Annotated in this window: 25 protein-coding genes; 24 read left to right on the top strand and 1 reads right to left on the bottom strand. The window is 52.5% G+C overall.

The window, feature by feature from the left end:
* Positions 1-35: 35 nt before the first annotated feature.
* The 22 genes from rarD (at position 36) to KNP80_RS01310 (ending at position 20,360) form a co-directional block, all read left to right on the top strand.
* Entirely contained in the window at positions 36-923 is an 888-nt protein-coding gene (gene rarD, locus KNP80_RS01415) for an EamA family transporter RarD (RefSeq protein WP_029595218.1), read from the top strand.
* A gap of 91 nt (positions 924-1,014) precedes the next feature.
* Positions 1,015-1,680 carry a deoxyribose-phosphate aldolase gene (gene deoC, locus KNP80_RS01410; RefSeq protein WP_029595219.1) on the top strand — a complete coding sequence of 222 codons (666 nt, stop codon included), beginning with the start codon at positions 1,015-1,017 and terminating at the stop codon, positions 1,678-1,680.
* Between the two features lie 77 nt (positions 1,681-1,757).
* Positions 1,758-1,952, top strand: coding sequence for a 30S ribosomal protein S21 (rpsU, locus tag KNP80_RS01405; protein WP_029334745.1), 195 nt, complete (start codon positions 1,758-1,760; stop codon positions 1,950-1,952).
* A gap of 33 nt (positions 1,953-1,985) precedes the next feature.
* Entirely contained in the window at positions 1,986-2,435 is a 450-nt protein-coding gene (locus KNP80_RS01400) for a GatB/YqeY domain-containing protein (RefSeq protein ID WP_021065683.1), read from the top strand.
* Positions 2,436-2,571: 136 nt separating this feature from the next.
* Positions 2,572-3,084 (top strand): NfeD family protein, encoded by a 513-nt coding sequence (locus tag KNP80_RS01395; protein WP_214831872.1) that lies wholly within the window; start codon positions 2,572-2,574, stop codon positions 3,082-3,084.
* A complete protein-coding gene (gene floA, locus KNP80_RS01390) occupies positions 3,081-4,061 on the top strand; it encodes a flotillin-like protein FloA (RefSeq protein WP_021065685.1) in 981 nt (326 codons plus the stop codon). Before KNP80_RS01395 ends, floA begins: the two co-directional genes overlap by 4 nt.
* A gap of 5 nt (positions 4,062-4,066) precedes the next feature.
* Positions 4,067-4,501 carry a hypothetical protein gene (locus KNP80_RS01385; RefSeq protein ID WP_021065686.1) on the top strand — a complete coding sequence of 145 codons (435 nt, stop codon included), beginning with the start codon at positions 4,067-4,069 and terminating at the stop codon, positions 4,499-4,501.
* A gap of 134 nt (positions 4,502-4,635) precedes the next feature.
* Positions 4,636-5,592 carry a PhoH family protein gene (locus tag KNP80_RS01380; RefSeq protein ID WP_029595222.1) on the top strand — a complete coding sequence of 319 codons (957 nt, stop codon included), beginning with the start codon at positions 4,636-4,638 and terminating at the stop codon, positions 5,590-5,592.
* Positions 5,593-5,610: 18 nt separating this feature from the next.
* Positions 5,611-7,692, top strand: coding sequence for an HD family phosphohydrolase (locus tag KNP80_RS01375; RefSeq protein WP_021065688.1), 2,082 nt, complete (start codon positions 5,611-5,613; stop codon positions 7,690-7,692).
* On the top strand, positions 7,670-8,146 hold the full coding sequence (gene ybeY / locus KNP80_RS01370; RefSeq protein WP_029595223.1) for an rRNA maturation RNase YbeY: 477 nt from the start codon (positions 7,670-7,672) through the stop codon (positions 8,144-8,146). Before KNP80_RS01375 ends, ybeY begins: the two co-directional genes overlap by 23 nt.
* The gene (locus KNP80_RS01365) at positions 8,143-8,493 is read left to right on the top strand and encodes a diacylglycerol kinase family protein (protein WP_214802733.1); all 351 of its coding nucleotides are present in this window, start codon (positions 8,143-8,145) and stop codon (positions 8,491-8,493) included. Before ybeY ends, KNP80_RS01365 begins: the two co-directional genes overlap by 4 nt.
* Before the next feature lie 35 nt (positions 8,494-8,528).
* Positions 8,529-9,437 carry a GTPase Era gene (gene era / locus KNP80_RS01360; RefSeq protein ID WP_029595225.1) on the top strand — a complete coding sequence of 303 codons (909 nt, stop codon included), beginning with the start codon at positions 8,529-8,531 and terminating at the stop codon, positions 9,435-9,437.
* Positions 9,438-9,440: 3 nt separating this feature from the next.
* A complete protein-coding gene (recO, locus tag KNP80_RS01355; RefSeq protein ID WP_021065692.1) occupies positions 9,441-10,190 on the top strand; it encodes a DNA repair protein RecO in 750 nt (249 codons plus the stop codon).
* Between the two features lie 288 nt (positions 10,191-10,478).
* The gene (glyQ, locus tag KNP80_RS01350; protein WP_370447070.1) at positions 10,479-11,372 is read left to right on the top strand and encodes a glycine--tRNA ligase subunit alpha; all 894 of its coding nucleotides are present in this window, start codon (positions 10,479-10,481) and stop codon (positions 11,370-11,372) included.
* Positions 11,365-13,419 carry a glycine--tRNA ligase subunit beta gene (glyS, locus tag KNP80_RS01345; protein ID WP_214831870.1) on the top strand — a complete coding sequence of 685 codons (2,055 nt, stop codon included), beginning with the start codon at positions 11,365-11,367 and terminating at the stop codon, positions 13,417-13,419. Before glyQ ends, glyS begins: the two co-directional genes overlap by 8 nt.
* Positions 13,420-13,440: 21 nt before the next feature.
* Complete coding sequence (ccpN, locus tag KNP80_RS01340) at positions 13,441-14,070, top strand: transcriptional regulator CcpN (RefSeq protein ID WP_021065695.1); 630 nt, start codon at positions 13,441-13,443, stop codon at positions 14,068-14,070.
* Positions 14,057-14,905: a pyruvate, water dikinase regulatory protein gene (locus tag KNP80_RS01335; RefSeq protein ID WP_214831869.1), complete on the top strand. Its 849-nt coding sequence runs from the start codon at positions 14,057-14,059 to the stop codon at positions 14,903-14,905. The genes ccpN and KNP80_RS01335 overlap by 14 nt, the downstream gene beginning before the upstream one ends.
* Positions 14,906-15,012: 107 nt before the next feature.
* Entirely contained in the window at positions 15,013-16,833 is a 1,821-nt protein-coding gene (gene dnaG, locus KNP80_RS01330; RefSeq protein WP_235045158.1) for a DNA primase, read from the top strand.
* A gap of 35 nt (positions 16,834-16,868) precedes the next feature.
* The gene (rpoD, locus tag KNP80_RS01325) at positions 16,869-17,963 is read left to right on the top strand and encodes an RNA polymerase sigma factor RpoD (protein ID WP_021065698.1); all 1,095 of its coding nucleotides are present in this window, start codon (positions 16,869-16,871) and stop codon (positions 17,961-17,963) included.
* A gap of 132 nt (positions 17,964-18,095) precedes the next feature.
* The gene (gene cccA / locus KNP80_RS01320) at positions 18,096-18,434 is read left to right on the top strand and encodes a cytochrome c550 (protein ID WP_021065699.1); all 339 of its coding nucleotides are present in this window, start codon (positions 18,096-18,098) and stop codon (positions 18,432-18,434) included.
* Between the two features lie 97 nt (positions 18,435-18,531).
* Entirely contained in the window at positions 18,532-19,248 is a 717-nt protein-coding gene (locus tag KNP80_RS01315) for a tRNA (adenine(22)-N(1))-methyltransferase (protein WP_214717404.1), read from the top strand.
* A complete protein-coding gene (locus tag KNP80_RS01310) occupies positions 19,248-20,360 on the top strand; it encodes a Nif3-like dinuclear metal center hexameric protein (protein ID WP_214831868.1) in 1,113 nt (370 codons plus the stop codon). The genes KNP80_RS01315 and KNP80_RS01310 overlap by 1 nt, the downstream gene beginning before the upstream one ends.
* Before the next feature lie 42 nt (positions 20,361-20,402).
* Here KNP80_RS01310 and KNP80_RS01305 read toward each other — a convergent pair whose 3' ends face one another.
* Complete coding sequence (locus KNP80_RS01305; RefSeq protein ID WP_214717396.1) at positions 20,403-21,356, bottom strand: 4-hydroxy-3-methylbut-2-enyl diphosphate reductase; 954 nt, start codon at positions 21,354-21,356, stop codon at positions 20,403-20,405.
* A gap of 120 nt (positions 21,357-21,476) precedes the next feature.
* Between KNP80_RS01305 and KNP80_RS01300 the strand changes: the two genes are divergently transcribed.
* Positions 21,477-23,240 carry an ATP-binding protein gene (locus tag KNP80_RS01300; RefSeq protein ID WP_214833416.1) on the top strand — a complete coding sequence of 588 codons (1,764 nt, stop codon included), beginning with the start codon at positions 21,477-21,479 and terminating at the stop codon, positions 23,238-23,240.
* Positions 23,237-24,175, top strand: a complete 939-nt coding sequence (locus KNP80_RS01295; protein WP_029595230.1) for a sugar ABC transporter substrate-binding protein — start codon at positions 23,237-23,239, stop codon at positions 24,173-24,175. The genes KNP80_RS01300 and KNP80_RS01295 overlap by 4 nt, the downstream gene beginning before the upstream one ends.
* Positions 24,176-24,204 lie beyond the last annotated feature (29 nt).

Genomic DNA, 24,204 nt, shown 5'->3' with positions numbered 1-24,204 from the left:
TCGACTACACTGACGATAATTGATTACGAGAGCGGGTGAACAGAGTGAACAAAGGCGTCATGCCAACGGTCGGGGCCTACGTCATGTGGGGCGTCCTACCGATTTATTGGAAGTTTTTGCAGGAAATACCGAGCGGTCAAATCTTGGCCCATCGCATCGTCTGGTCGTTCCTCTTCATCTTACTTGTCTTGAAATGGACGAAACAGTGGACCGAGTTCAACTATGCGCTCCGGCACCGGGCGACAAGGAACGCCTTTATGTTGAATGGATTTATCGTCAGTGCCAACTGGTTCGTCTACATATGGGCGGTCAATCACGGCTATATCATCGAAGCGTCACTCGGCTATTACATCAATCCGCTCGTGAGCATGGTGTTAGGTGTGCTTGTTTTTCGGGAATCATTAAATCGAGTACAATGGCTGGCGGTGACCGTGGCGGCAATCGGCGTGCTCGTCTTGACGTTCGGGTATGGGTCGTTCCCGTGGATCGCGTTCATTTTGGCCAGTACGTTCGGATTTTACGGGATGGTAAAGAAACGCCGTCCACTCGCCTCGACGGTCAGCCTCGGCATCGAGACGCTCGCGGTCGTTCCGGTCGCTATCATTTTCTTGGGTTGGCAAACGTCTCAGGGAGGATTGACGATGACGACCGAACCGGTCATTTGGGTCGCGTTGGTCGGGACAGGCGTGATGACGGCGCTACCCCTTCTTTTGTTCGGGTATGGGGCCCAACATATCCCGTTCACGCTCGTCGGGTTTCTTCAGTTCATCGCACCGACGCTCAGTCTCGCAATCGGGGTCATTCTCTATAATGAACCGTTCACGGGCTATCACGTTTTTGCGTTCACATGTATATGGATTGCCATTTTCTTCTTTAGTTGGAACAGTTGGATCCAGACGCGGAAACGCCGTCAACTCGTCTGAATTGAAAGCTGTTACATTTCAAGAAAACATGATAATATGTTAGATGTCAGACCTATATGTCAGACCGATACATCAGAGGAGGAATTTTACGATGGAATTAGCACGTTATATCGACCACACAGCCTTGAAGGCAGAAACAACGAAAGATCAAGTCACAAAACTTTGTGCCGAGGCGCTCGAATACAAATTCGCAAGCGTCTGTGTCAACCCGACATGGGTGAAGTACGCGGCGGAACAACTCAAATCAGATGACGACGTCAAAGTATGTACGGTCATCGGCTTCCCACTCGGAGCTAACACGCCAGAAGTGAAAGCATTCGAAACTAAAGACGCGATTGCAAACGGTGCAGACGAAATCGATATGGTCATCAATATCGGTGCTATGAAAGACGGCGACTTCGATCTCGTTGAGCGCGATATCCGCGCTGTCGTCGAAGCGGCAAACGGGACGCTCGTTAAAGTTATCTTTGAGACGTGCCTCCTTACGAAAGAAGAAATCAAAAAAGCGGCTGAGCTTTCAGTCAAAGCAGGCGCAGACTTCGTGAAAACGTCGACTGGCTTCTCGACAGGCGGCGCGACAGTAGAAGATATCCGCCTCATGCGTGAGACGGTCGGACCAGATCTCGGTGTTAAAGCTTCAGGCGGCGTACGTGATTTCGAAGGCGCACAAGCGATGATCGATGCCGGCGCGACGCGCATCGGCGCATCAGCTGGAATCGCCATCGTTACAGGTGGACGTTCAGACAGCGACTATTAATAACTAGTGGTTGACCGCACGACTTACTTTCACTATAATATGTTATGACGTGTGAAACACGTTTCCTTAGTCGTGTAATTCGGAGGGAGGGAAAACTAGTGGAAACTCGTGTCCGTAAAAACGAATCGCTTGAAGACGCTCTTCGTCGTTTCAAACGCGGTGTTTCGAAAGATGGCACTCTTGCCGAAGTTCGCAAACGTCGTCACTACGAAAAGCCAAGCGTAAAACGTAAATTGAAATCAGAAGCTGCGCGTAAGCGTAAGAAATTCTAATTTCAGTTTCATTTGTAGAGAGGGTGTTAGCTCATGAGTCTTCAAGAACGCTTGACGGACGACATGAAGCAAGCCATGCGCGCGAAACAAAAAGATCGTCTCACGACGATCCGGATGGTCAAAGCGTCGCTCCAAAATGAGGCCATCAAATTTGGTCGACAAGATCTAACTGAGGAAGAGGAACTCACGGTGCTCAACCGAGAGATGAAACAGCGCAGAGACTCCCTCCGAGAATTCGAAAGCGCTGGTCGTGAAGACCTTGCTTCTAAAGTAGCTGACGAGATTGTCGTACTAGAGGCCTATATGCCTGAACAACTTTCTGAAGATGAAGTCACGGCAATCGTGAAAGCAGCTATTGCTCAAACGAATGCTACAGGCCCGTCGGATATGGGTAAGGTGATGGGCGTCGTCATGCCTCAAGTTAAAGGCAAGGCAGACGGTGGTCTTGTGAACCGCATTGTCAAACAACAATTGACGAATTAATGAGAGAGACAGAGATTTTTGGGTCAAACCAAAAGTTTCTGTCTTTTTTTGCGTATTCCGAAACCAAAAGCGAACTTGTTTCGTATACACTAGAGATAAGAGGTAGCTTGTGAACTCGGAAGGGGGTTGCAATACGATGACATTTGGTCTCGGAGTGATTCTGACGGTGTTTTTTGTCGGAATCGTCCTTCTAGGAATTGAAGTGTTCGTTGCCGGTTTTGGATTGTTCGGCGTGCTAGGGATTGGGGCGGTCGTCGCCAGTTTGATTATGGCGGGTGCCACAATCGGACAATTATGGTTGTCAATCGGATTGGCCACGGCCATCGTCGCCGGGCTCGGATTTTGGGCATATCGTCGCCTGCAGTCCAATCGATCGCTCATGTATAAAGGGTTGATTTTGACCGATTCGACGTCAACAGACAAAGGGTATTTGTCCCACGATGACCGCAAACGGTTGCTCGGGAAAGTCGGGGTCACGTTGACGCCGCTTCGCCCGGCGGGTACCGCTGAGATTGATGGAGAACGGATTGATGTCGTGACAGAAGGTAGCTATCTCGATTCGCAAACGAAAATTCAGGTGTATAAAGTCGATTCAGGACGCGTTGTCGTCCGCAACTTTATAGAGCCTAAGGAGGATGTAACAGAATGACACCAGAACTATTGACCACGTTACTCATCTCGGGTGGAGGATTGATTGCGCTCGCCGTATTCTTCACGTTCGTACCGGTCGGGCTGTGGATCAGCTCGTTCGCCGCTGGCGTCCACGTCTCGATCTTCACACTAATCGGTATGCGACTCCGTCGCGTCGTCCCATCGAAAATCGTCAACCCGCTCATCAAAGCGGTCAAAGCCGGCATCGGCTTGAACACGAACCAGCTCGAGAGTCACTTCTTGGCCGGGGGTAACGTCGACCGTGTCGTCAACGCCCTGATTGCGGCCCACCGTGCCGATATCGAATTATCGTTTGAACGTGCCGCAGCAATCGATCTTGCTGGCCGTAACGTGTTAGAGGCGGTTCAAATGTCCGTTAACCCGAAAGTCATCGAAACGCCGTTCATCGCCGGTGTGGCCATGGATGGGATTGAAGTGAAGGCGAAAGCCCGCATCACGGTCCGTGCCAACATCGATCGTCTTGTCGGGGGTGCCGGGGAAGAGACGATTATCGCCCGTGTCGGTGAAGGGGTCGTCTCGACGATCGGTTCACAACACAACCATAAGCACGTCTTGGAGAACCCTGATATGATTTCACGTACCGTATTGACGAAAGGTCTCGATTCAGGGACCGCGTTTGAAATCCTATCAATCGATATCGCCGACATCGATATCGGTAAAAACATCGGGGCGGTCCTCCAGACCGACCAAGCCGAAGCTGATAAGAAAATCGCGCAAGCGAAAGCGGAAGAACGCCGCGCGATGGCGATCGCCCGTGAGCAAGAGATGAAATCATCGGTCGAAGAGATGCGCGCCAAAGTCGTCGCGGCCGAGGCGGAAGTCCCGCTCGCGATGGCCGACGCACTTCGAAATGGCAAACTCGGGGTCATGGATTACGTCAACTACTTGAACGTCCAAGCCGATACAGAAATGCGTAAAGCCATCGGTCATCCTGTCGAATCTGATAGAGAGTAACGGACATGGATGGACTCTGGGTACTACTCTTAGCCGCTTTCGGGATTGCCTCGGCGGTCATGAAGCGGATGGAGAAACCATCATCTACTGGGGAACGACCACCGAGTACGGATTTGAAACGTTATCTCGATACGGTCGGTGACATGATGAAGGAAGTCGAGGCGACGTTCGATGAGCCGCGCAACAAGCAAGACAAACCGGCTCCTCAGAAACTACGTCGCCGTGTCGCCGCACCGGCCGAAACGACAGACCGACATGCACCGCGTCGACGTGAAGAGCTGCCGCACGTGAGTGCCCAGTTCGAACAGACGGTCAAAATTCCACCGATTTCCGAGTCGACCGAGTCGCGGCCACAACCGCGCATCTCGATGAAGCAAGTTCGGCAAGCGGTCGTGTGGAGTGAAATTTTGCAACCGCCGGTGTCGAAACGCCGTCGTTAAACCTGAGGCAGTGACTCCGTGTCACTGCTTCTTTTTGTTGGAGAAATGGACGGTCTTTCTTTCACGAACGGCTTGATAGTGCTAAAGTAAAGAAGGAACAATCTACTGATGGGGAGGAGAAACAACCATTGATTATGACTGATAAAATTCCGTTCGTCATGGAACATGCGAACGAAGCGCAGGCGCTCCTCGGACCGAAGGACGAGGTATTTCAAGCCATCGAAGCAGAACTCGCGGTCGCACTCACTCCTCGTGGAGAAGAATTAATCATTCAGGCCGATACGGCCGATACGCTCGAATTGACGAAGGCTGTTATCAAGACGTTGCAACAACTCGTTAAAAAAGGGGCTCGCTTGAACGAAAGCGATGCCATCAGTGTGATTCAACACATCAAGGTCGGCAAGGGCGACGAGTTGCTCGAGCATTATGAGCGAGTCGTCTTCACGACGAACAAAGGGAAACCGATTCGGGCGAAGACGGTCGGACAGAGCCGATATGTCCGGGCCATTGAAAAACGTGACCTCGTGTTCGGAATCGGACCGGCGGGGACCGGGAAGACATATTTGGCCGTCGTTTTGGCAGCGCGTGCGCTGAAAGAAGGCCAAGTCAAACGAATTATTTTGACGCGTCCGGCGGTCGAAGCGGGTGAAAACTTGGGCTTCTTGCCAGGCGACTTGAAAGAGAAGGTCGACCCGTACTTACGTCCGTTGTACGACGCCTTGTTTGACGTCTATGGCGTCGAACAGACGAACCGATTGCTCGAACGCGGCACAATCGAAGTCGCGCCGCTCGCTTACATGCGCGGCCGGACACTTGAAGATGCGTTCGTCATTTTAGACGAGGCGCAGAATACGACGAAAGAACAGATGAAGATGTTTTTGACGCGACTCGGTTTCGGCTCGAAAATGGTCGTCACCGGTGATTTGACGCAAGTCGATTTGCCGAAAGGCAAAGCGTCAGGACTGCAAGAAGCGTTACATCTGCTTGAAGGAGTCGATGGGATTCATTTTGAACATTTCACGTCGTCCGACGTCGTTCGCCATCCGCTCGTCAAGAAAATCATTAACGCCTATAGTAACGAACTCACATAACCAAAAGGGGGGGCACTGATGCAGCAAGCACGTCATTGGACGGTCGCGACAATCTCCGTCCTCTTTTTTCTCATTTTAGGCGCGATTCTATACTTTACGGTGCGCCCATCCATCATTAGTGTCGAGCCGCTCGGGATTGCCGAACAGGACATTCGCTCGCCGGTCACGATTGAAGACCGGACGGCGACGGAGCGGTTACGACAAGATGCGATCAATAGCGTCGGCAGTCAGTTCTCGTTGCGGCGCGAGTTTGCCGATCAACAGATCGCCAAAGTCGAGCAACTGTTCGCAGCGTTCGAAGAGACGGAAGATGACACCGAGCTATCAGACATCAAAAATCGCTTGAATTCGACCGAGGTGAACGGATTCCTCGGTGATGATGAACTGAACCTTCTGCTCGAGGCGAGCGAGAACACCCGTCGTACGGTCGAAGACGTCACCGTGACGGCGCTTCAAGAAGTGATGGGTAACCGCATCGACACGAGCTCACAGTCCATCTCAGAAGCGAGAGATCGGGCTGAGACACTTGTCGACCAATCACCGCTCTCACTTGAGTTCCGGGCAATCGCTAACAGCCTGAGCGATCAATTGATCGTACCGAACTACGTGTTCGACTCTGAAGCGACACGTGAGAAAGAACAGCAGGCGGTCGATGCGGTCGAACCGGTCATCATTCAAGAAGGCCAGTTGCTCGTCAACCAAGGCGAGGTCGTGACGCGCGAAATCTACCGCAAACTCGAATTGACAGGGGCTATCGATCCAAATCGTTCGTTCGCACCGCTGTTCGGGGCTTACTTACTGAGCGGACTGTTGACGATCGGTTTTCTGTTCATGTTAATCCGTTCGAAAATTCAACAACTGTTACTCCGCCCTAAAATCTTGATTACTGTCTATGGATTATTATTGTTACAGCTCGGCATTTTCTTTGGTGTCGGTTATATCGGTATCGAGTTCACGACATATGCGTACGTGCTCGCACCGACGGCATTCGTCGTCCTGTTGCTGCGTATCCTCGTCGATGAACGGGTCGCGCTTGCCTCGGCGTTGATCACGATGATTGCCGGGTCGATTGTGGCGAGTTTCGGGCAAAACACGAGCTTCATGACGGTCGTCTATTTCGCGACCGGAAGTTTCTTGGCCGTCTTCCTCGTCGAACCGAAGATTCAGCGCAAACGACTATTCTTGTCCGGTGTGTTGCTCGGCATTATCAATATCATCATGGTGCTCGCGCTCTTGTTCTTGCGCAACACGCAAGTGACGTGGGAGATGGTCGCCTACTTATCCGGTTTCGCCATCACGAGCGCGCTGTTGTCCATCGTGCTCACGTTCGGCTTCTTGCCGTTCCTCGAACCGTGGTTCGGCGTCCTATCGTCGGGTCGCCTCATCGAATTGATGAGTCCGACGCATCCGCTGTTACGTAAGTTGTTGATGGAGGCTCCGGGGACGTATCACCACAGCATGATGGTCGCCAACTTGGCCGAATCGGCTTGCGAGGCGATTGGTGCCGACGGACTGCTCGCCCGGGTCGCCAGTTATTATCATGACCTCGGTAAGACCGAGCGTCCGCTGCATTTCATCGAGAATCAGCAGAACGGCGTCAACCCGCACGACCGGCTCACACCGGAGGAATCAGCCGACATCATCATGGCCCATCCATATGACGGGGCCGATCTGTTGAGTCGTTATAAGTTGCCAAAAGAGATTATCGATATCGCCGAGCAACATCACGGCACATCGCTCTTGAAGTTCTTTTATGTGAAAGCGAAAGAGACGCGTGACGTCAATGAATCACGGTTCCGCTACCCGGGACCGAAGCCGCAGACACGCGAGGCGGCGGTCGTCATGATCGTCGATTCGATCGAGGCGGCGGTCCGGTCACAGAAGCAACCGACACCAGAACGGATTCGCCAGCTCGTCAGTGCGATTATTCGTGATAAGCTACAAGACGGGCAATTCGAAGACTGCGAGTTGACGACGAAAGAAGTATGGCGCGTCGGGGAAAGCGCGTGTGAGACGCTGACCGGCCTGTTCCATGAACGAATCGAGTATCCAGAACTGAAGAAAGAAGGAGACTTACATGCAAATCATTTCGAACGATGAGCACGGCTTATTGTCGGATGCTCAAATCGAGCTCGTTGAATCCATATTGGTCCATGCGGCGATGGAAGAAGACGTCGAAGAACCGAGTGAGCTATCGGTCACGTTCTTGACGAACGATGAGATTCAAGCCATCAACCGCGAATGGCGCGGGAAAGATACGGCGACCGACGTCATCAGTTTCGCCTTCGATGAGATGGGAGAAGACGAGATGGACTTCATGCTCGATGAAGACGAGCCCCGTCTCTTAGGGGACTTGCTCATCTCGGTCGAACGTTGTCGCGAACAGGCTGCCGATTATGGCCACTCGTTCGAACGGGAACTCGGGTTCTTGGCGATTCACGGATTCCTCCACTTGCTCGGGTATGACCATATGACGCCCGAGGAAGAAGCGGAGATGACGGCGCGCCAAGAACAAGTGCTCGCTCACTTCGAGCTGAAACGAGGCGAAGTGTGAAACCGTTCTGGTTCGCCGTGCACGGCATCGTGCACGCAGTGCGGACCGAACGCAACATGCTGATTCATCTCGTATCGAGCCTGCTCGTCGTCGTGTTTGCCTGGTGGCTCCCGACGACGAAACTCGAGAACTTGATTCTGTTCGGCTGGGTCGTGCTCGTCATCGCGCTCGAGCTGATGAACACGGCGGTCGAACGCACGGTCGACCTCGTCACGAAAGACATCCACCCGCTCGCGAAGCAAGCGAAAGACGTCGCGGCCGGGTCGGTCCTCGTCGCAGCGATCGGGGCCGCCATCACGGCACTATTCATTTTTGGCCCTTATATAATCGACAAATTCGTTATATGATTGAACGTATTGGAAATTTAGAAAGCAGGTGCACTATGTATCAAGAAGATTTTAAATCAGGTTTTGTGTCCATCATCGGTCGTCCGAACGTCGGGAAATCGACGTTCTTGAATCGGGTCATCGGACAAAAGATTGCCATCATGTCAGACAAGCCGCAGACGACGCGCAATAAGGTCCAAGGTGTGTATACGACGGATGATTCGCAAATCATCTTTATCGACACGCCAGGGATTCATAAGCCAAAACACCGTCTCGGCGATTTCATGATGAAAGTCGCGACGAACGCACTCCGTGAAGTCGACGCGATCCTCTTCATGGTCAACGTCACGGAACCGCGCGGCGCCGGCGATGAGTTCATCATCGAGAAGTTGAAAGGACTCGACACGCCAATCATTCTCGTTATGAACAAAATCGATTTGATTCATCCGGACGAGATTCCGGCTGTCATCGAGCAGTATACGAATCAACTCGATTTCGCGGCGTACGTCCCGATTTCGGCACTTCAAGGCAACAACGTCGAACCGCTCCTTAAAGAAATCAAAAAGTTGCTCCCGGAAGGACCGATGTATTATCCGGCCGACCAAGTGACTGACCACCCGGAACGGTTCATCATCTCTGAATTGATTCGCGAGAAAGTGCTCCATAAGACGCGTGATGAAGTGCCGCACTCAATCGCGGTCGCCATCGAATCGATCAAGAAACGGGAAAACTCGGAAATGATTGATGTCGAGGCCGTGATCATGGTCGAGCGTGATTCTCAAAAAGGAATCGTCATCGGCAAAAAAGGTGCGATGCTCCGCGAAATCGGGACAGAAGCGCGCCACGACATCGAGGCGCTCCTCGGGACGAAAGTGTATTTGAACCTATGGGTGAAAGTGCAAAAAGATTGGCGTAACAAGATGGGCCAACTCCGCGACCTCGGTTTCCGCGACGACGAGTATTAAGCCATGTTGCAAAAGGTCACGGGAATCGTCATTCGGACCGTCAATTACGGAGAGTCGAACAAAGTCGTCACCTTGTTCACCGAAGAGCTCGGAAAAGTTGCCGTCATGGCACGAGGGGCGAAAAAGCCGGGCAGCCGTCTGCATTCGTCGAGTCAGCCGTTCGTCGAAGCGGTATATATCTTTCCGGCGAGTCGTGGCCTAGGCCAATTGAAATCGTCGGATGTGATCACGTCTTATCCGGAAATCCGAAAAGACGTCGAGCGGATGGCATACGCCATGTATTGGCTCGAACTCGTCGACCGGACGGTAGAGGACCGCGTCCCGAACCGTCCGCTCTATCGCATCTTGAACGACGCCCTGCAGGCGCTCAATGCAGGGATGGATCCGGAAGTGATCACGCATCACTTCGAACTGCGCATTTTGCACTTGCTCGGGGTCGCACCGGTCTTGACCGGCTGCATCCGGTGCAACGATGTGACCGACCCGATGTACTTCTCGGTGACGGCCGGCGGCTTCCTCTGCGCCCGGCACCAAGAAGAAGGATCGATTCGCATGAGCGAGCGTCTGGCGAAGTTGCTCTATTTGATGAGCCGGCACGAACTGTCCGAATTCAGTAACGTTCCGCTCACGAAAGAGACACGGATTCTGCTCCGACAGCTGTTTGATGCGTATATGGACTCCTATAGCGGTCTGCGGCTGAAGACGAAACGGGTCCTCGACCAAATGCAGCGATTGTACTTGAACGATGATTGACTTTTTCGACAAGATTCGATACCATAATCTACGATTAGACAAATGAAATAGCGTGCGCAATGAAGGAAAACAAGTAGCTTTTATACCGCGGGTGCAGCGAGTTCGGGAAGGTGGAAGCCGAACGCCAGGTTGAAGTGAATGGCAATTCCAGAGCGCCCACAATCCAAAGAGTGGCCTCATCTCGAGGCAAGTAGGGTGGAACCGCGGGTAATCCCGTCCCTATGTGCATGGCACATAGGGGCGTTTTTTGTCGTTTCAATACTTTTGGAGGTGTCACATATGAAACACATGACCGTGCAAGAAATTATTTTGACGTTACAAAATTTCTGGGCGTCGAAAGGCTGTTTGACAATGCAAGCGTATGACGTTGAGAAAGGGGCTGGCACGATGAACCCGATGACGTTCCTACGTAGTCTCGGACCCGAGCCGTGGAACGTCTGTTACACAGAGCCATCACGTCGTCCGGCGGATGGACGGTACGGAGAAAACCCGAACCGCTTGTATCAGCATCACCAATTCCAAGTCATCATGAAGCCGTCGCCAAGCAACATCCAAGAGCTTTACTTAGAGAGCTTAGAGTTGATCGGGATCAACCCGCTCGAGCACGACATCCGTTTCGTCGAAGACAACTGGGAGAACCCGACGTTCGGTGCGGCCGGACTCGGTTGGGAAGTCTGGTTGAACGGGATGGAAATCACTCAGTTCACGTATTTCCAACAAGTCGGTGGCATCGAGTGCGATCCGATTGCCGTCGAGATTACGTACGGTCTTGAACGTCTTGCGTCATATATCCAAGAAGTCGAAAGCGTGTTTGACCTCGTCTGGACAGACGGATTCAAATATGGCGATATCTTCTATCAGCCGGAATTCGAACATTCAAAATATACGTTCGAGCTCTCGGACGTCGATATGTTGTTCACATTGTTCGATACGTATGAAAAAGAAGCGAAGCGTGCCTTGGACGAAAACCTCGTCTTCCCGGCTTACGACTATATCCTTAAATGTTCGCATACGTTCAACCTTCTCGATGCGAAAGGCGCCATCTCGGTGACAGAACGGACCGGTTTCATCCAACGCGTCCGTAACATGTCCCGTGCCTGTGCCGCCAAATTTATCGAAGAGCGGGAACGTCTCGGTTTCCCACTTTTGAACCAACAGAAAGCAGGTGCCCTTGATGCGTGACCTTTTATTAGAAATCGGACTTGAAGAATTACCAGCCCAATACGTCCTCCGTTCAGAAAAACAATTGGCGGAACGCGTAACTACCTTCTTGACGGAAGCCCGTGTCCAATTCGGTGCCATCACCGTTTATTCGACACCGCGCCGCCTCGCCGTTCTCGTCAAAGATGTGGAAGAGAACCAACAAGATTTGACGGAGACGCTTCGCGGACCAGCGAAAAAGATTGCCCAAGACGCTGAAGGAAACTGGTCGAAAGCAGCCGCCGGCTTTGCCCGTGGCCGCGGTCTATCGGTCGACGACTTGTACTTCGCCGAAGAGAAAGGTGTCGAGTACGTCTTCGCCGACCGTCATGAATCAGGTCAACCGACGAGCACGTTGCTCCCAGCACTCGAAGACGTCGTCCGTGGCATGACGTTCCCGAAAAACATGAAATGGGGAACGAGCAGCCTACGCTATATGCGTCCGATTCGTTGGCTCGTCGCCTTGTTCGGTGCCGAACAAATTGATTTCGAAATCGAAGGCGTGAAGACGGGGAACGTGACGCGTGGTCACCGTTTCTTGAGTAAGGGTGACGTCGTCATCACGGAACCGGCTGCCTACGCTGAGACGCTTGAACGCGAGTTCGTTGTCGCTTCGTACGAAGACCGGAAAGGGCGCATCGAACGTCAAATCGAGGAGTTGGCTTCAGAACAGGGTTGGACCGTGCCGCTCGATGCCTCGTTGCTCGAAGAAGTGACGAACCTCGTCGAGTGGCCGACAGCGCTATTCGGTGAATTCGATGCCCGTTATCTCGAACTTCCAGAAGAAGTCTTGATTACGACGATGAAAGAACATCAGCGCTATTTCCCGGTTTATATCGGTGAAACGCTCAAAAACTATTTCGTGACCGTCCGTAACGGAAATGCTGAACACCTTCAAAACGTTGCCAAAGGGAACGAGAAGGTCATCCGGGCCCGCTTGGCAGATGCCGTTTTCTTCTATGAGGAAGACCAAAAGACGAAGATTGACGAACAACTCGTCCGTCTCGACCGCATCGTCTTCCATGAGAAATTGGGCACGACGGGAGATAAGGTCCGTCGCGTCGAACAGCTCGCAGGAACGCTTGCGCCATTGTTCAATGCGGATGCAGCCAAAGTGGCGCGTGCCGGTGCCATCCATAAGTTCGACCTCGTCAGCCAAATGGTGTATGAGTTCACAGAACTTCAAGGAGTGATGGGTGAGAAGTATGCGCTCCAACAAGGTGAGGACGCGGAAGTGGCCGCGGCGATCCGTGAGCACTACATGCCGCGCTTTGCTGGTGATGCCTCGCCGGCGACATCGACGGGTGCCGTACTCGCACTCGCCGATAAACTGGATTCGATTGCTGCCTTCTTCGGAATCGGCATGATCCCGAGCGGTTCACAAGATCCGTTTGCGCTCCGTCGCCAAGCCCAAGGGGTCGTTCAAATTTTGGCGGATTGGAAGATTGCCTTGCCACTCGACAAATTACTTTCACAAGTTGTCGATTCGCAACTTCAGGCAGGACTTTACGATGCCGATAAAGAACAAGTCAAGGCGCAACTCGAGGACTTCTTCATGCTTCGCTTGAAGTATCGTCTGCAAGAGCGACAAGTCCGTTATGACGTCATTGACGCCGTCTTGACGACTGGCCTTGCGATCGACCGACTCGATGCGAGAGCGGATGCGGTTCAAGCCATGCTCGCGAGCGAGGCGAAACTGCTCATCGAACAATTGACACGCGTCGTCAACATCGCTAAAAAAGGCGAGGCCGGGGACGTCGATCCGTCATTGTTTGAAAATACGGAGGAGAAAGAACTCCACGCTGCCATCGAAGCGACGTTACCGGAGACGGAACGCGCGGTCGAGGCGGGCGACTATCATCAAGCAATCACATCATTGCGCGCCCTAGAACATCCGATTAGCGCTTATTTTGAAAATACAATGGTCATGAGCGATGTCGAGGCGATTCGCGAGAACCGTCTGCGCGAGATGAAGCGACTCGCTGCGACAATCGAGAATGTCGCCGATTTTAGCGCGCTCGTACTCTGACCAAACTTGAGGGGGTTGGCTATGCAGCTGAATGAACGCCAACAGAAGATCGTTGAAATCGTAAGGGTCAACGGACCAATCACGGGGGAGCAGATCGCCCAAGAGCTATCGCTCACCCGGGCCACGCTCCGACCGGACCTTGCCATTTTGACGATGACTGGAATACTAGAAGCCCGACCGCGTGTCGGCTACACGTTCGTCGGCAAACGAAACTCATCCCTGCTTCGGGAAAAGCTTGACTCGTTGACGGTCGGAGACTTCATGTCGTCGGCGAAAGTCGTCAGTAACGAGATGACGGTGTATGACGCTGTCGTGACGTTGTTCTTGGAAGACGTCGGCTCGCTGTTTGTCGTCGGGAAAGACAATGAGCTCGTCGGCGTCCTATCGCGTAAAGACTTACTCCGGGCTGCCATCGGTAATCAAGATCTCGATCAATTGCCGGTCAACGTCATCATGACCCGGATGCCGAACATCACGGTATGCGAGAAGGGTGAGACGTTGATTCGGGCCGGAATGAAGTTGATCGAGAAGCAAATCGATGCCATGCCGGTCGTTGAAGAGAAGGATGGCAAGCTGATCGTTCTCGGTCGCATGACGAAGACGAACATGACGAAAGTATTGATCGCGCTCGCTAACGATGAGTCGTTCTGAGGAGGAATCTGGTTTGACACTGACACAAAAACAACTCGTATTTGTCGTGAGCGATTCAGTCGGCGAGACGTGTGAACTCGTCGTCCGGGCCGCGAGCATCCAATTCCATGAGAATGCGATTGAGACGCTTCGCATCCCGTTCGTCGAAGATGGACAGACGATTCACGACGTCGTGACTCAAGCGCGTGCCCAAGGAGCGGTCATCGCCTTCACGTTGGTCAATGAAGAACACCGGTCGTTACTCGTCCGTCTCGGACAAGAGTACGGTGTGAAGACGGTCGATTTGCTCGGGGATTTGCTCGATGTGCTCGCTGGTAAACTCGGTGAGAGTCCGCGCGAAAAACCAGGACTCATCTATCGTTTGGACGAAGATTATTTTCGGAAAATCGAAGCGATGGAGTTCGCGGTCAAGTACGATGACGGACGTGATCCGCGCGGGTTGAAAAAGGCGGACATCGTCCTCGTCGGCGTCTCACGGACGTCGAAGACACCGCTCTCGCAGTATTTGGCCCTGAAGCGCTATAAGGTCGCGAACGTGCCGCTCGTGCCGGAGTCACGCCCGCCGGAAGAACTGTTTGAATTGCCGCCTGACAAGTGTGTCGGCTTGATTATCTCACCTGACAAATTGATTTCGATTCGGATGGAACGGTTGAAATCGCTCGGATTAAAACCCGAGGCCGATTACGCCCAACTCGAACGGATTAACCGGGAGCTCGAATACGCCCGTGGGATTTACGAGCGGATCGGTTGTGAGGTCATCGATGTGACGAACAAGGCCGTCGAAGAGACGGCTGGCATCATTTTACGGATGCTCGATCAATCAAAAGAGGATTGAGCACTCGGATTAGTAATCGACTGGTGATAACGGTATAATAGAGTACTGACATGACATTGAAACGGAACGTGGTGAACGTTCCGTTTCGTTGCGAGTTTGGATAGGGAGTGGTCAAGTTGCCGCGCATACCGGATGAAGTCATTGCGGAAGTAAAACAAGCCACAGATATCGTTGATTTAATTAGTGAACGCGTTGAATTGAAGAAGCAAGGACATCGTCTCGTCGGGCTTTGCCCGTTCCACTCGGAGAACAGCCCATCGTTCTCCGTGTCCCCGGAGAAAGGGATGTATCACTGTTTCGGATGCGGCGCCGGCGGGAACGTGTTCACGTTCGTCATGGAGACGGAAGGACTATCGTTTCCAGAGACGATTGAACGCCTCGCCACGCGAGCGAATATCGCAATCGAAGGTGGCGTGTCGGGCGACGAGGAATTGTCGCGTGACCAAGTCCTCCGTAAACAGATGCGCGATGCGCATCGGGTCGTGGCCGACTTGTATCACGAGGTGTTGATGAAGACCGAGGCGGGCGAAGTCGGATTGACGTATTTGCAGCAGCGCGGTTTAGAGGAGTCGACGATCGGTCAGTATAAGATCGGTTACGCGCCCGACCATCGCCGATTCACCGTGGATTCATTAGAACGAAGAGGTTTCGACCTTGAGGTCATGGTAGAAGCGGGATTGATTTCTAAGTCTAGATCCGGTGAATATTTCGACCGGTTCGAAGGCAGAGTCGTCTTTCCGATTGCGGATCGAGACGGCACCATCGTCGGATTTAGCGGACGGGCGATCGATGAGCGACAGCCAAAGTACGTCAATACGGCGGATACTCCGTTATTCAATAAGAGTGAACTCTTATTCGGGTTCTCACAGGCCCGCGCCACGATGCGCAAACAAAAACGTGTCTTGCTCGTCGAAGGAAACGTCGACGTCTTACAAGTCGCGCAAGCCGGGACGAAAGAAGTCGTCGCCTCGCTCGGGACGGCGTTCTCGTCCCAACATGCCCGCGCCTTGGCCCGCATGGTCGAAGAAGTCATTATCTGTTACGACGGCGATACGGCCGGACAGGAAGCGACGATGAAAGTCGTCCGCTTGCTCGAAGGCTATCCGCTCGACGTGCAAGTGTTGATGTTACCTGAGAAGACCGACCCGGACGACTACATTCGGACGAACGGGGCAGAACAGTGGCGTAAATTGGTCGAATCGGAACGGTTGTCCGTCCTCGATTTCATGAACCGCACGCTCCGGCGTGGGAAAAACATGAATCGAGAAGGAGAACGGATACGGTTTATTGAATCTATGCTTGTGGAAATTAGTAAAACGGATAACTCGATTCGCCGTGACCTGTACGTAAAGAAGCTGGCCAACGAATTTGAGATTCCGGTCGAGACGTTATTGTCGCGGATGCCGAAGACGTCTTCGAAAGAAGCCGTCCCACAGCCCGTCCGCGAACCGGAGCCGGTCCGCCGGCGTTCGTCTAAAGCAAACGAGCCACGCTACGTCAAAGCGGAGAAGTTATTGCTGCGGGCGATGTTGAGTGGCCCGGAACGGGTTCGTTTCGTCCGGGACCGCCTCGGACTGTCCTACCAGGACGAGGTGCACCGGATGTTGGCGACGGCATTGTATGAAATCGTCTCCGAAGACATGACACACGAGGAGTTCGAACAGGTCGCCCCTCCGTTCATGGAACGATATTGTGACCAACGTCCGGACTATGCGAATCGTTATGCCGAGATTCGACTCATGGCCGCACCGGATGAACTGACCGAAGAGGTTTTAGATGAATACATTAAGGTCATAAACAGTTATGAGGAACAGCGTCAAATCGAGCGGGCGAAAAGGGAAATCGGACAAGATGCCGAAAGTATAGTAGACCAGGCATCCAAGTTACAAGAATTGATTACCCGGAGTCGTCGGCTTCGTGAACGATGAACGTGGAGGAAGTTTGGAAGGAGTTGAACTGCTAGATGGCAGAGAAGAAAAAAGAGGATTTATTTAACGCCATAGAGGAACTTGAGAAATTAGGGAAGAAAAAAGGCGTCGTATCGATGCAGGAGATTCAAGATCGCCTCAGCCATTTCGAGGTGGACTCAGACTTTATCGATAACTTCATCGAAGATTTAGAAGGTAAAGATATCCGCGTCACAGAAGATGCGGCCGATGCCGAAGAGACGCCATCGAAAAAAGAAGACGAAGAGGTCGATTTGAACGACCTATCTGTCCCACCGGGCATTAAAATCAATGACCCGGTCCGCATGTACTTGAAAGAAATCGGACGCGTCGATCTTCTTAGCGCGAAAGATGAGACTGAACTCGCGAAGCGGATTGAACAAGGCGATGAAGAGGCGAAGAAACGCCTTGCCGAAGCCAACCTCCGTCTCGTCGTCTCGATTGCGAAACGTTATGTCGGGCGCGGCATGCTCTTCCTCGACTTGATTCAAGAAGGAAACATGGGCCTCATTAAAGCCGTCGAGAAGTTCGACTATATGAAAGGGTTCAAGTTCTCGACATATGCGACGTGGTGGATTCGTCAAGCAATCACACGTGCCATCGCGGACCAAGCCCGGACAATCCGGATTCCGGTTCACATGGTCGAGACCATTAACAAATTGATTCGTGTTCAACGTCAATTGTTGCAAGACCTCGGACGCGAACCGTCGCCTGAAGAGATTGCCAAAGAGATGGAGCTCACACCTGAGAAGGTGCGTGAAATCTTGAAAATCGCTCAAGAGCCGGTGTCGCTTGAGACTCCGATTGGTGAAGAAGACGATTCACACCTCGGTGATTTCATTGAAGACCAAGATGCGATGGCTCCACAAGATGCCGCCGCGTATGAATTGCTTAAAGAACAACTCGAAGACGTGCTCGACACGCTCACGGACCGTGAAGAGAACGTACTCCGTCTCCGCTTCGGTCTCGATGACGGCCGTACGCGTACGCTTGAAGAAGTAGGTAAAGTGTTCGGTGTCACTCGTGAGCGGATTCGTCAAATCGAGGCGAAGGCACTTCGGAAACTTCGTCACCCGAGCCGTTCGAAACGCTTGAAAGACTTCCTCGATTAATTGTGTTTTTGAATAAAGTGTGAAGTTTTAGAAGAAAGGAAGGAAAATGAGTGATTTTCCTTCCTTCTTTATTATTTTTTGAGTAAAATAGTGATGGGTAGAAATTTGGAATGAACATGAGGGGGAAATGCAATGCGTAATCCATTGTTACCGTTTGCAGCGATTGCGATCGTCGCAATCATTGCCATGGTCTCATTATCGTATTTTGGCGTAAACCAAGCACAACAAGCTGCTGAAGGTCCGTCTGTCACTGAGATGAACCCAGAAGACTTGTATGCAGCTAAAGGTTGCACAGGTTGCCACGGTGGAAATCTCGAAGGAGGCGTCGGTCCTGCCTTGACTGGTGTCGGCGAACGTTTATCGGCTGAAGAGATCACGAACATCATCGTCAACGGTAAAGGTGCGATGCCAGCTGGCCTCGCCACTGCCGAAGAGGCGGACGTGCTCGCGACTTGGTTGCTCGAACAATAAGAGGGAAACGTACTCCTAGCGGGGTACGTTTTTTATTGTCCTGACTATCAATATTCGTTACCCTAATAGTGAAGAAGTAGAAAAAGGAGTTGTCCCTATGCAAGAACAAGTGACGTTAGACCGGCGGCTGAAGCAAGTCGTCGATTTCATCCCGAAAGGTAGCGTGGTGGCGGACATTGGATCTGACCACGCTTACGTGCCATGTTACCTCGTCCAACAAGGCATCGTCAATCGAGCCATCGCCGGCGAAGTGAACCGCGGACCGATGGAGGCGGCAAAAGCGCAAGTCGCGTTGATTGGCGCGACTGAACAGATTGACGTCCGTCTCGGTGACGGACTAGCCGTTCTCGAAGCAGATGAGGCGACTTGTATCTCAATCTGCGGGATGGGAGGAAGTTTGATTCGATCGATTTTAGAGAGTGGCCGTGACAAGTTAGGCGCGGTCGAACGGCTCGTCTTGCAACCGAATGTAGATGGACAACACGTCCGCGAATGGTTGCTCGACGCAGGCTTCGTGTTGATTGCTGAGTCCATCGTCGAAGAGAACGATAAAGTATATGAGATTCTCGTCGGCGAACGTGGTACGGAGACCCGCTATAGTTCGGATGAAGCGGAACGGGCTTGGCAGCTCATGTTCGGTCCTTACTTGCTCGAGACACGGCCTGAGGCGTTCAAGCTGAAATGGGGACGTGAAGCGGACAAGCTCGATTACGTGCTTGGTCAAATGGCTGAGGGGGCACAGACCGAGGCGCTCATCCAGAAGCAGGAGGAGTTCAAGACGTTACGTGACAAAATGAGAGAGGTGAGCAACTAATGGCGAACGGAAACCATGTCATCCAATTGTTTGACGAGTTTGCCCCGAAACATCTTGCCGTCGAGGGCGATAAAATCGGTCTCCAAATCGGTACGCTGAATAAGCCCATACATCGGGTCATGGTGACGCTCGACGTGCTCGAATCGGTCGTCGATGAGGCCATCGAACGGGACGTCGACTTGATTATCGCCCATCATCCACCGATTTTCAGTGCCCTAGAACAAGTGAACGACCGCAGTGCGGCAGGGCGCATCGTCATGAAATGCATTCGGCATGACATCGCTGTCTATGTGGCCCACACGAACTTGGACGTCTGCGAGGGCGGGGTCAACGACTGGATGAGTGAGGCACTCGGGTTGGTCGATCCGACGGTGCTCATCCCGACGTATGAAGAACCGGTATATAAACTGTCCGTGTTCGTCCCGACGACGCATCGGCAAGCCGTGTCGGATGCGCTTGGCCGGGCCGGAGCCGGTCGTCTCGGAGATTATGGGGACTGTCAGTTCACCGTCTCGGGAGAGGGTCAGTTCACGCCACTCGAAGGGTCGGACCCGTATCTAGGCCAACACGGCAAGACGGAACATGTCGAGGAAGTGAAAATCGAGACGATTGTCACGGAGAGCCAAAAGAAACGAGTACTCAAGGCAATGAGGGACACGCATCCATATGAAGAGGTCGCCTACGATTTGATTCGGGACGACATAGAGGGGCGTGTGTTCGGTCTCGGGCGCATTGGTCGTCTATCGACCCCGCTCACACTCGCTGCGTTCGCAGAGCACGTCAAGGCGAGTTTTGGCGTCGAAGCGGTGCGTATCGTTGGCGATCCGAACCGGACAATCGAGAAAGTGGCCGTCCTCGGTGGTGATGGGAACAAATACGTGTCGGCCGCCCATTTCAAAGGCGCGGACGTGTATGTGACGGGTGACTTGTATTTCCATGTGGCGCACGACGCGATGGCTCTCGGTCTTTCGGTCGTCGACCCGGGTCATCATGTCGAGAGTGTCATGAAGCAGGGAGTCGTCGACGTCATGCGGCAAAAAGGAGAACGTGCGAAGCTCGATGTCGAATTCTTCGTGTCCGAAGCCGATACGAATCCGTTTCGTTTCTATTGATTATGCGAAAACCCCGTCCTCTCACGAGGACGGGGTTTGATGTCACTTACGGAGCGCCTTCACTTTCGGGAGGATGCTACGGAGTTCGAGATAAGGGGTCTTGTCATGTGTGCTCAAATCGAGCGGGTCATATTGGCTCAGGAAGTCGATCACTTTCTTCGTGATCGGCGTCGGTGTAGACGCACCTGACGTGACGGCGACCGTCTCGACACCATCGAGCCAAGCAAGGTCGAGCTCGCTCAAATCACCGATGCGATAGGCATTCGTGCCGGCAATCTCTTTAGAAACTTGGGCCAGGCGGTTCGAGTTATTCGATTTCGGGTCGCCGACGACGATTAACAGTTCGCAATCGCCGGCTTGTTCGGCCACCGCTTCTTGACGGACTTGCGTCGCGTTACAGATTTCATTATGCACTTCGACATGCGGATAACGCTCTTGAATCATTTCAATCAAGGCCGAGACGTCCCATTGACTCATCGTCGTCTGGTTCGTGACGAGGATTTTCGTCTCATAGAGATGGGCTGGCAATGCCTCGAAATCCCGTTCATATTGTACGAGATGAACTTTGCCCGGGGCGACGCCCATGGCACCTTCTGGTTCCGGGTGTCCGTGCTTCCCGATATAGATGACCTCATAGTCGAGGGCCGTCTTTTCACGAATCAAATCGTGCGTGACCAAGACGTCTGGGCACGAAGCATCGACAATCGTCAATCCCTTCTCGATGGCACGTTTACGTACGAGCGGCGAGATGCCGTGAGCGGTAAAGACGACCGTACCGCGGTCGATGGTCTCGAGTGCTTTCATGCGATCCTCGCCGTCGACCGTCTTGACGCCGAGGTCCTCGAACGCTTGGGTGACATGTCGGTTATGGACGATCATGCCGAGTATATGGATAGGACGCGGTAAATCTGGGTTGGCCATCGCTTCGTTGGCGAGCTTCATGGCATCGACGACGCCGTAGCAGTATCCGCGTGGACTGATTTTTTTAACTTTCATTTTGTAAGGAACGCTCCTTTCGCGATGCTTTCATACGTATTAGTCTAACATTGTTTCGAAAATACGAAAAGAATTGCGTGTATTCATGCTATAATCTTAAGGTTAGAAAGGAGGGACACCGTGGAACGCGTGAGAACATTGCTTGAAGTTCGAAAATCGTACTTCTTTCAGATTACATTTATTATCTTCATTATACTAGGACTTGTCATCTCTTCACTAGCGTTCTCTGCCGATCGTGTGACGGTGTCCCGGGCGGAAGAGCTAGCGAAAGAACAATTTGATTATGCGATTGACGGGAGTATCGAGAACCTAGAGACGCGACTCGGTAAACTGTATGAAGACTTGGTCTATCTCGGCGCCTACGTCGGAAACGAGACGTATATCGAAGAACGGATTCGAACCGGCTATTTGAATCAGCGCACGAGCTTTACCTCGATTTTTTATTACGATTTACAGGACGATGCCTTTAAATGGTACTCGCAACGTCGAGTGCCGACCACGACACTGAAAGCCGATGCAAAGTTTAACGAAGTGCTCAACGGTGGAGGCAACGACTTATTCATGAGTGAACCGATTTCCATCTCCGGTGACGTCGGGACGTTTTTATACGTACCGGTCCTTGAGGATAACCGGTTGGTCGGGATGTTTGGCGGCAGCATCAGCGTGCTCAACTCCGATTTATATCGACGCATGCTCGAATCGGCGAACGACGATATGATTCTTTATTTGTTGAACGAGCGGGGCGAGGTGTTATCGACATCGTTCAATCTCGTCACAGACGCGGAACGTCGTCTGCCTCGCTCTATTATCGAGGCGACGGACGACTATTCGGTCCGGACGCTGTTCAGCACCGAGGATGACGTCATCATGTATGAACCGGACGCCCGTGTCACCGGCTGGAGCGTCCTCGCTAAACATAGTACCGATTCTGTGTACGAGGCGGTCTATGCGACGCGTTGGCAATATTTAATGATTACGCTCGTCACGTTCTTTTTAAGTATCATGGTCGGTTTGCTGTTGTCGAAGACGTTGACGAGCCCGCTCCTCGAGCTCGTGCAAAACATCAAGAAGCAGCAGTCGCTTGAACCGATTCAACTAGAACGGACCGGCTCCAAAGAAGTCGAGACGTTGCTTGATACGTATAACGACTATTCCCGCCGCATGGAGACGGCACGACGGGAACAGCTTAGCCAACAACAACTATTGCTCCAGCAAGAGAAGCTCGCCTCGCTCGGACAGCTGGCGGCCGGAATCGCTCATGAGATCCGTAACCCGCTCACACCTGTCCAAATCACGTTACAGATGGTGAAAGAAGGGCATAGCAGCCAAGAGATGCTTGACCTCGCCCTCTCAGAGCTCGACCGGGCCAACCATTTGATTACGACGATGCTAACGCTCGCCAAACCGGATCAGGCCAAACTGCAAGAAGAATGGCTCGATATGACAGAGTTTGCGAGTCGCCTTGAATTCTTGCTCGACGCCGAGTGTTATAAGCGGGTCACGAATTGGGAGTTGAACTTCCCGAACGACATGCCGCCGTTCTACTGCTCGAGCGACATGCTCATTCAAATCCTTTACAACTTGTTCAAAAATGCGGTCGAAGCCGTCGATTCGAAAGGGGCCGCCGGCAATGTCACGGTCACGATTCAATTTACGGAGCGGGATTATCGTTTCTTGATCAAGGATAACGGCATCGGTATGACCGAGGCTCAAGTCAAATCGGTCGGGTCGGCGTTTTACACGACGAAAGAGAACGGCAACGGCTTAGGTCTCTACATGATTCGCGAATACTTGAAAGCCGTGAACGGTGACATGGAAATCGAGAGCGTTGAAGGAGAAGGTACGGCCATGATGATTAAAATCCCAAGGCGGTCACACCCATGACGAAAGGATTCAAACATTACTGGCTATGGCTGCCTGTCGTCTGGGCGTTGACGATTTTACTGATCACATCAATTCAATTGCCGGAACAATCGAGCGAGAATAACGAAGTCGGTTTCGTCTTCGTCAGTGAGAAGCACGAACACGCCAATAAGTTACTGGCCGCTTTCGTCCGGACGGCGAACCAAAAAGGGTTCATCCCTGTCCCGACGACGAGCGAGGACTCACGGGTATTAGAGAAAGAGAAATTGGATGCCTTGATTGACCGCGGGGTCGAAGCGATTTTTGTGACGACGCTCGACGAGGCGTTCATTCGTTCGTCGCTCGAGCGTGCCGAGCGGGAAGGCATTCCGATTATCGCGATTGACCGTATGATCGACCATGAGAGCGTTTTGACGTCCGTCATGTCCGACAATGTCGAAATCGGACGCATGGCTGCGAACCATATCGCCGCCCAACACGCCGGGCTAGACCGTCCGATTCGAGTTGTCGAAGTACGCGGGACGGCCAAGGTCCGCTCGACGATTGACCGAAGCCTCGGATTGACGGAATATGATAAGGCGAACGACAACCTTCAAGTCGTCGCCTCCATCACCGGAAACTATGATACGTTTCAAGCGGAGATCGAGATGTCACGTTGGCTCGAGTCCGACATCCCATTCGATGCCGTCTTCTCGCATAACGATGACAATACGTTCGGTGTCGTCCGTGCCCTTGAAAGTCATGGACTCAGCGACAAGACGCTCGTATCGGTCGACGGGGTGACGGGGATTTATCCGCTCATTCATAACGGCAAAGTAAATGCGACCGTCGTCCAATCTCCGAATGAGATGATCGAGGTCGGGTTCAAAGCGCTCGAACTATATTTGAGCGGCAAGAAAATCGCACCACACTACTACACATCGAGCTATTTGTATGAAGGGCTCGCAAAAGATTAATTGACAAATGATTAGATTCCGCTATGCTA

Origin of the sequence: Exiguobacterium sp. E4787, from assembly GCF_018618375.1 — a bacterium.
Lineage (GTDB): Bacteria > Bacillota > Bacilli > Exiguobacteriales > Exiguobacteriaceae > Exiguobacterium > Exiguobacterium chiriqhucha.
The sequence above is the reverse complement of the archived record's forward strand: the minus strand, read 5'-3'. Positions and strand labels throughout refer to the sequence as shown.

What these genes read in the sequence shown, in the direction of transcription:
- KNP80_RS01315 (WP_214717404.1), top strand. Translation starts at nt 18,532, where the DNA reads ATGCAAGAACAAGTGACGTTAGACCGGCGGCTGAAGCAAGTCGTCGAT.
- KNP80_RS01385 (WP_021065686.1), top strand. Translation starts at nt 4,067, where the DNA reads ATGGATGGACTCTGGGTACTACTCTTAGCCGCTTTCGGGATTGCCTCG.
- recO (WP_021065692.1), top strand. Translation starts at nt 9,441, where the DNA reads ATGTTGCAAAAGGTCACGGGAATCGTCATTCGGACCGTCAATTACGGA.
- KNP80_RS01305 (WP_214717396.1), bottom strand. Translation starts at nt 21,356, where the DNA reads ATGAAAGTTAAAAAAATCAGTCCACGCGGATACTGCTACGGCGTCGTC.
- KNP80_RS01295 (WP_029595230.1), top strand. Translation starts at nt 23,237, where the DNA reads ATGACGAAAGGATTCAAACATTACTGGCTATGGCTGCCTGTCGTCTGG.
- rpoD (WP_021065698.1), top strand. Translation starts at nt 16,869, where the DNA reads ATGGCAGAGAAGAAAAAAGAGGATTTATTTAACGCCATAGAGGAACTT.
- deoC (WP_029595219.1), top strand. Translation starts at nt 1,015, where the DNA reads ATGGAATTAGCACGTTATATCGACCACACAGCCTTGAAGGCAGAAACA.
- glyS (WP_214831870.1), top strand. Translation starts at nt 11,365, where the DNA reads ATGCGTGACCTTTTATTAGAAATCGGACTTGAAGAATTACCAGCCCAA.
- glyQ (WP_370447070.1), top strand. Translation starts at nt 10,479, where the DNA reads ATGACCGTGCAAGAAATTATTTTGACGTTACAAAATTTCTGGGCGTCG.
- floA (WP_021065685.1), top strand. Translation starts at nt 3,081, where the DNA reads ATGACACCAGAACTATTGACCACGTTACTCATCTCGGGTGGAGGATTG.
- KNP80_RS01375 (WP_021065688.1), top strand. Translation starts at nt 5,611, where the DNA reads ATGCAGCAAGCACGTCATTGGACGGTCGCGACAATCTCCGTCCTCTTT.
- ccpN (WP_021065695.1), top strand. Translation starts at nt 13,441, where the DNA reads ATGCAGCTGAATGAACGCCAACAGAAGATCGTTGAAATCGTAAGGGTC.
- ybeY (WP_029595223.1), top strand. Translation starts at nt 7,670, where the DNA reads ATGCAAATCATTTCGAACGATGAGCACGGCTTATTGTCGGATGCTCAA.
- KNP80_RS01380 (WP_029595222.1), top strand. Translation starts at nt 4,636, where the DNA reads ATGACTGATAAAATTCCGTTCGTCATGGAACATGCGAACGAAGCGCAG.
- KNP80_RS01335 (WP_214831869.1), top strand. Translation starts at nt 14,057, where the DNA reads ATGAGTCGTTCTGAGGAGGAATCTGGTTTGACACTGACACAAAAACAA.
- KNP80_RS01400 (WP_021065683.1), top strand. Translation starts at nt 1,986, where the DNA reads ATGAGTCTTCAAGAACGCTTGACGGACGACATGAAGCAAGCCATGCGC.
- cccA (WP_021065699.1), top strand. Translation starts at nt 18,096, where the DNA reads ATGCGTAATCCATTGTTACCGTTTGCAGCGATTGCGATCGTCGCAATC.
- KNP80_RS01310 (WP_214831868.1), top strand. Translation starts at nt 19,248, where the DNA reads ATGGCGAACGGAAACCATGTCATCCAATTGTTTGACGAGTTTGCCCCG.
- KNP80_RS01395 (WP_214831872.1), top strand. Translation starts at nt 2,572, where the DNA reads ATGACATTTGGTCTCGGAGTGATTCTGACGGTGTTTTTTGTCGGAATC.
- era (WP_029595225.1), top strand. Translation starts at nt 8,529, where the DNA reads ATGTATCAAGAAGATTTTAAATCAGGTTTTGTGTCCATCATCGGTCGT.